Consider the following 7,481-nt stretch of genomic DNA (forward strand, 5'->3'; position numbering starts at 1 on the left):
TTTTTAATATTTTTTTACTAAATTACTGATTTTTAATAATATTAAATTAATTATGCAAAGCAATAGTATAACTAAAAGATAATTTTCTTCAAAAAATATTAATTATTTTTAATTTACCCCTTTTATACCATGGGGGGGTATAGTATTATGAGTTTAACGATAAGAGAGTATAGTATGATGACTAAATCTAAATGAGAGAAGGTTGAATATATGCCATACAATGATCGTGAGAAGAAACAAGCGCTTACTCGTGTTAGACGTATCAAAGGACAAGTCGCTGCTCTTGAGCAGGCACTTGATGAAGGTACTGAGTGTGGTGTAATTCTTCATCAGCTAGCCGCAGTCCGTGGGGCTGTAAATGGTTTAATGGCGGTTGTACTAGAAAGTTATTTGCGAGAAGAATTTCCAGATAATGAAACTAGAACTAACTCTCAAAGAAAGTCAATTGACGAAACTATTTCTATCGTTAGATCGTATCTTCGTTAATCAGCACCGACTTGATGTTCGGTGCCAAAAACTACATTTGGTCTAAGGAAACGACATCATGAAATCACGTGCAGCAGTTGCTTTTGAGCCGGGGAAACCCCTACAAATTGTTGAGATTGACGTTGAACCGCCTCGTAAGGGAGAGGTTCTAATTAAAATTACGGATACAGGTGTTTGCCATACTGATGCCTTTACTTTATCTGGTGACGATCCAGAAGGATTATTTCCAGTTGTACTTGGGCACGAAGGTGCAGGCATTGTTATAGAGGTTGGGGAGGGTGTAACCAGCGTTAAGCCAGGTGACCATGTTATTCCGCTTTATACAGCTGAATGTGGTGAATGCCTATTCTGTAAATCTGGTAAAACTAACCTTTGTGTTGCTGTTCGTGCTACCCAAGGTAAAGGGTTAATGCCAGATGGAACAACACGTTTCTCATACAATGGTCAGCCTCTTTATCATTACATGGGATGTTCAACTTTCAGTGAATATACCGTGGTTGCTGAGGTTTCTGTTGCAAAAATTAATCCAGATGCAAACCCAGAACATGTTTGTTTATTGGGATGTGGTGTAACTACTGGCATTGGCGCTGTTCATAATACTGCAAAAGTTCAGCCTGGTGATTCGGTAGCAATCTTTGGTCTTGGTGGTATTGGTCTAGCTGCTCTTCAAGGTGCACGTCAGGCAAAAGCTGGTCGTATCATAGCAATTGATACTAATCCTGCTAAATTTGACTTGGCACGTCAATTTGGTGCAACTGAATGTCTTAATCCAAAAGATTATGACAAACCAATTCATGAAGTTTTAATTGAAATGACTGGATGGGGTGTTGATCATACATTCGAATGTATTGGTAACGTGAATGTTATGCGTTCAGCATTAGAAGCGGCTCATCGTGGTTGGGGACAATCGATCATTATCGGTGTAGCTGGTGCAGGCAAGGAAATTTCAACTCGTCCATTCCAGTTGGTGACTGGTCGTACATGGAAAGGCTCGGCTTTTGGTGGTGTTAAAGGTCGTACACAACTTCCAGGAATGGTGGAAGATGCGATGAAAGGTGAGATTGATCTTGCTCCTTTCGTTACCCATACAATGGGCCTTGATGATATTAATAAAGCCTTTGATCTTATGCATGAAGGCAAGTCAATCCGTACGGTTATTAAGTACTAATTAACTAATCTCATATTAAAAATCCATGGTGTGAATTTCACACCATGTCGATCAATTCATCTTAAGGAAAGTAAAATGAGCGAAATTCATATACACCCTTCTCTTGATCATGGGATCCGTCCAAGCCAAGAAAACTTCGACGGTGGAATCTTAGAATGTCTATGCTCAACGGATAAAGTTCAAGTTGAGGTTGGTGCTCAAACATTGCATAACCATGCTTGTGGATGTACTAAATGCTGGAAACCAGAAGGTGCTACGTTCGCTGTAATTGCAGTTGTACCACGTGACAAAGTAAGCGTTGTAGCAAATCCACAAAAGCTTCATATTGTTGATGAGAATGCTGCAATTCAACGTCACGCATGTCGTGAATGTGGAGCGCACCTTTTTGGTCGTATCGAAAATAAAGATCATGCATTCTACGGTTTAGACTTTGTTCATACGGAGCTTTCTCCACAAGAAGGATGGTCTGCTCCTGGTTTTGCAGCTTTTGTTTCGTCTGTGATTGAAAGTGGAACTCCTCCATCAAATATGGATGCTATCCGCAATCGTTTACGTGAACTTAAACTTGAACCTTATGATTGTTTGTCACCGGGCTTAATGGATGCTTTAGCTACACATTCAGCTAAGCAGAAAGGAACGTATAAAGAAGCTTAATTCTCTTTATTAAACTTGAAAAACTGAGGTCGTGATGAAAGAAGAACCCGCTATCAAAACGACCCCACAAACTTCCTCGACTGCATTTGTATATGGTATGCCAGCACATGCAGATCGAGTGAGGGCTGTGGGAGAGGTACATGCCCGTCCACCTTTATTAATACAAGCTCCACGAAACTTATTGCAGTTAGCTTTCTTGACAGAGGGAGATCCAAGCAAGGACCAAATTGCGCTGGATGAACTATCAGATCGCTTTGGCTTGAAAAAAACTCAAAAAGAAGAATCACCACTTCATGGTTTGACTTGGGATGAAGGAAATTTGCATTGTGAAAAACACACAGAATTTTCCACATATCTTTGGTGTGCAGAACTAGATGTACCAACGGGATTGCCTAAAGGTGAAGATCCATTTAAAAATGGCTTTGTTACACCAGGTGAAATTATCTCAGGTATCTGCTTGCAAGTATTGCCATGGGCTACTGAATCTGAAAAATTGGTAAATCGTTTTGATACAGTCAGTTTGTGCTATTCACTAGTAGAAAATGAAACAGCAGCTATTTTGACTGATTTCAGACAAGATAATGACGGTCTGACCCGGATTCTTATTCTTGATCGTGGTTTGACAGAGGCTCGTGCAGGCGCACTTGCTCAAAGTTTATTAGAGATTGAAACATATCGAACATTGGCATTACTTGCTTTGCCATTAATTCGAACAATGACCTTTGAACTACGTCAGATGGAGCTACGGCTTGCCGCGATCACTGATGAAATGAATAAAGGAACAGAATTAAGACGTGATAATGATGTACTGCTATTTGAACTTACGACGCTTGCAACTGAACTAGAAGCCAATGTGGCAGCGAATCTTTACCGATTTGGCGCCAGTCGTGCTTATTATGAACTCGTTGAAGAACGTTTGAATAGACTTTCAGAAAAGTCTATATCTGGATATTGCACATGGCACGACTTTCTTGAGCGTCGTATCGCTCCAGCGATGAGGACATGTCAATCTGTTAAAGAACGCCAAGCTACTCTTTCTGAAAAATTAACACGTGCTATTTCTCTTTTGCGTTCATGGATCGATGTTGAGTTAGAGCGTCAAAATCGAGATTTGCTCACATCAATGAATAATCGTGCTAGACAACAATTACACCTTCAACAAACGGTAGAGGGTTTATCCGTTGCTGCGATTTCTTATTATGTTGTTAGTTTACTTGCATATTTAGTGAAAGGTATACCTTCAGTTCATGATATAGCAGCGCCTGAATTCACAATTGCGATATTAGTACCGTTAGTGATGTTTTCTATTTGGTGGACAATGCGAAAGATTAGACAAAAGCATAGTGATGTAATACCAGAAAAATAATCATTTTAACGACAAACAAGACCTCTCTAAAAATAAAGGGAGATCACAACTTTTTTGTAATAAGGAAAACGATATGGATCGTGTTGAACATCATGCAATGTTTGGTGGTTGGCAAGACGTTTATCAACATAAATCTGAAGTACTCGGATGCATGATGAAATTTGCTATTTATCTGCCTCCTCAGGTGCATCAAGATAAATTACCAGTACTGTACTGGCTCAGTGGTCTTACCTGCACAGAACAAAATTTTATTACGAAGTCTGCAGCGCAACAATATGCGGCTGAACATGGAATTATTATTGTTGCACCAGATACTAGCCCTCGTGGAGAAAATGTAGCTGACGATCCTGCATATGATCTCGGTCAAGGTGCTGGATTTTATCTGAATGCCACTCAAGATCCTTGGGCTGCACATTTTCAAATGTATGATTATATTGTGCATGAACTTCCAGCGCTAATTGAGGCTCATTTCCCTGCGTCACAAAAACGCGGTATTAGTGGTCATTCAATGGGAGGACATGGGGCATTAACGATTGCCTTACGTAATCCCGAATTATATCTGAGCGTATCAGCTTTTTCGCCTATTGTTAATCCATCCATAGTTCCTTGGGGACAAAAAGCTTTCAATGCTTATTTAGGAGCTGATCAGGAATCATGGAAACAATACGATACTGTTGAATTAGTTAAGAATTCAATTCATAAAATTCCATTATTAGTTGATCAAGGCTTAGGGGATGAATTTCTTGATAGCCAACTTCAACCAGAAAGACTACGAAAAGTATGTACTGAAATGGATCACCCTTTAGTTTTAAACCTAAGAGAAGGTTACGACCATAGTTATTACTTCATTGCGAGCTTTATTCGTGCACATATTGTGCATCATGCTTTAGCTCTTAAGTGCTAGGAAATAGGGAGATAAACTCATGGTAAAGTCTACAGGACGTCATCGTGTTGTTATTATTGGAGCTGGTTTTGGAGGGATAGAGGCTGCAAATAGTCTCGCTGGTGTCAATGTCGATATAACTATTATCGACAGAAGAAATCACCATCTATTTCAACCATTATTGTATCAAGTCGCAGGCTCATCTTTATCAACATCTGAAATCGCTTGGCCTATTCGATATATTTTTCGAAACCGTCCTGAAGTCCGTACCTTAATGGGAGAGGTGCAGGGCATTGAAGTGGGTAGCCGACTAGTTGTTCTTGATGATGGCGAAAAGTTGCATTATGACACTTTAGTTATTGCGACAGGTGCTACTCATGCTTATTTTGGTCATGATGAATGGGAGCGATTTGCACCAGGTTTAAAAACCTTGGGGGATGCAACAAATATTCGAGAACGAATTCTGGCTGCCTTTGAAGAAGCTGAACGTACCAAAGATCCAATCTTAAGAAAGGCTTTACAAACATTTGTGATCATTGGAGGTGGTCCGACGGGAGTTGAGCTATCAGGAACTATTGCAGAACTGGCAAAAGATACGTTATCTCGAGATTTTCGTTTGATAGATCCTCGTGAATCTCGAGTGGTATTGATTGAAGCCGGTCCACGTTTATTATCAGTTTTCCCTGAAAAGTTGTCTAGCTATACCCGTCAGGCACTTGAACAACTTGGTGTTGAGGTTGTACTTAGAACACCAGTGACAAGTTGTTCAGAAGATGGTGTTGTTTATGATGGAAAACAGCTACCTGCAAAAACAATTATTTGGGCTGCTGGCGTACAAGCATCTCCAGCAGCTCGTTGGTTAAATGTTGAATCTGATCGTGCAGGGCGTGTGTTGGTTGATTCAAATCTAACTGTGACAGGGCATCCTGAAATTTTCGTCATTGGTGATACCGCGGCAGTTACTATGGAAGATGGTAAGTTAGTACCAGGTATAGCACCAGCCGCCAAACAACAAGGAAAATATGTTGCGAAAACCATTGATAATCGATTAAAAGGCAAAGATATAAAAGAGCCATTTAAATATCATCATCAAGGTAATCTAGCAACAATTGGACGTAGTCGCGCAGTTGTTGATATGGGTAAATTTCAACTACAAGGAGTACTCGCTTGGTGGTTTTGGAAACTTATACATATTTACTTTTTGATTGGTGTGCAAAGTCGTTTAAACGTTGCCTTAAGTTGGTTGTGGAATCATAGTGTGGGTTATCGTGGTTCAAGACTTATCACAAATGTAAGAAAAGAAGATATTAGTAAATCTATTCCTAAGAATTAAGCTAACTTTAATTTTAGGAATTAATAGAAAATATTTTAATAATTATTAGCTTACGACTTTTTAAGCGATAGAGGGTAGAAACATGAAAACACATTCTTTTGGTGAACCCAATAACATTACTTTATCTAATAATTGTATTGAAGTTCGAGGTGCGCGTGAGCATAACCTTAAGGATGTAGATGTTTCTATCCCAAGAAATGCACTTGTTGTTTTCTCAGGTGTATCGGGTTCGGGAAAATCATCACTTGCTTTTGGGACTATTTTTGCTGAAGCACAAAGAAGATATTTCGAATCTGTTGCACCTTATGCAAGACGCTTAATAGATCAGGCAGGAGTACCAGATGTTGATGCTATTGATGGTCTACCACCAGCAGTAGCATTGCAACAACAACGTGGTGCAAGTAATACCCGTTCTTCTGTTGGAAGTGTAACAACTTTATCAAGTCTCGTGCGAATGATTTATTCGCGTGCGGGTGCATATCCTGCCGATCAGCCAATGTTATATGCCGAGGACTTTTCACCAAACACTCCTCAAGGTGCTTGTCCTACCTGTCATGGTTTAGGTCACATTTATGAAGTTACAGAATCGACAATGGTTCCTGACCCAACACTGAGTATTCGTGAGAGAGCTATCGCATCTTGGCCACCTGCTTGGCACGGGCAAAACTTACGCGATATCCTAGTAACCCTAGGATATGATGTTGATCGACCATGGAAAGATTTACCGCAATCGGATCGAGATTGGATTTTATTTACTGAAGAAACCCCAACAGTTCCTGTCTATGCCGGTTTAAGTCCCACTGAGACTCAGTCCGCACTTAAACGTAAATTAGAACCTAGCTATATGGGTACTTTCACTGGTGCTCGTCGCTATGTCCTTCATACTTTTGCTAATACCCAAAGCACGTTGATGAAAAAACGTGTTTCACGTTTTATGGAAGGAAAATTATGCCCTTCCTGTCATGGTAAACGCCTTAAACCAGAAGCCTTATCTATTACCTTTGCAGGAGTAGATATTGGTGAGTTTATGCAACTTTCTTTGGATAAGTTAACTTGCCTGCTTGAACCCATTGTTCTTGGCGATTTCGACGCTCATGATGCTGGCGAAAAGACTAATAATAAAGTAACTCAACTTGATAGATCTGAACGAGCAACAACAGGTAGAGCAGTGCATTCTGTATCTCCAGATGTAAGACGTACTTCAGCACTTTCAGATGAAAAGAAAATTGCTGCCCAGCGTTTAGCAAGTGGTGTGGTAGGGCGTTTAAATCAATTACGCCAGTTAGGCCTTGGTTATCTAACATTAGATAGAGCCACACCGACTCTTTCAGCTGGAGAGTTACAACGTTTGCGTTTAGCAACACAATTAAGTTCTATGCTATTTGGTGTAGTTTACGTACTGGATGAGCCGTCTGCTGGATTACATCCTTCAGATAGTCAGTCATTATATGATTCCCTCGATAAATTAAGAGATGCTGGGAACTCCGTATTTGTTGTAGAGCATGATTTAGAGCTCATGCGTCGTGCTCAATGGTTAGTGGATGTTGGACCAGATGCAGGAGAGCAAGGTGGTAATATTTTATATAGTGGG

General features: G+C 40.2%; 7 protein-coding genes. All 7 read left to right on the forward strand.

The features are described from left to right. The first annotated feature begins 210 nt into the window (after window positions 1–210). Window positions 211–486 (forward strand): formaldehyde-responsive transcriptional repressor FrmR, encoded by a 276-nt coding sequence (gene frmR, locus ACY3FQ_RS16785; protein ID WP_001146646.1) that lies wholly within the window; start codon window positions 211–213, stop codon window positions 484–486. 58 nt (window positions 487–544) lie between these two features. Continuing rightward, on the forward strand, window positions 545–1,654 hold the full coding sequence (locus ACY3FQ_RS16790; protein WP_000842133.1) for an S-(hydroxymethyl)glutathione dehydrogenase/class III alcohol dehydrogenase: 1,110 nt from the start codon (window positions 545–547) through the stop codon (window positions 1,652–1,654). A gap of 75 nt (window positions 1,655–1,729) precedes the next feature. Further along, window positions 1,730–2,308 carry an S-(hydroxymethyl)glutathione synthase gene (gene gfa / locus ACY3FQ_RS16795; protein ID WP_001289504.1) on the forward strand — a complete coding sequence of 193 codons (579 nt, stop codon included), beginning with the start codon at window positions 1,730–1,732 and terminating at the stop codon, window positions 2,306–2,308. 34 nt (window positions 2,309–2,342) lie between these two features. Continuing rightward, a complete protein-coding gene (locus tag ACY3FQ_RS16800; protein ID WP_489774476.1) occupies window positions 2,343–3,674 on the forward strand; it encodes a DUF3422 family protein in 1,332 nt (443 codons plus the stop codon). A gap of 73 nt (window positions 3,675–3,747) precedes the next feature. After that, window positions 3,748–4,578: an S-formylglutathione hydrolase gene (fghA, locus tag ACY3FQ_RS16805; protein WP_000376303.1), complete on the forward strand. Its 831-nt coding sequence runs from the start codon at window positions 3,748–3,750 to the stop codon at window positions 4,576–4,578. A 19-nt stretch (window positions 4,579–4,597) separates the two neighbouring features. Next, complete coding sequence (locus ACY3FQ_RS16810; RefSeq protein ID WP_000241027.1) at window positions 4,598–5,890, forward strand: NAD(P)/FAD-dependent oxidoreductase; 1,293 nt, start codon at window positions 4,598–4,600, stop codon at window positions 5,888–5,890. A gap of 82 nt (window positions 5,891–5,972) precedes the next feature. Continuing rightward, on the forward strand, window positions 5,973–7,481 hold a 1,509-nt coding region (locus tag ACY3FQ_RS16815), incomplete at its 3' end, for an excinuclease ABC subunit UvrA (RefSeq protein ID WP_489774478.1).

Source organism: Acinetobacter sp. AB03, assembly GCF_058107045.1.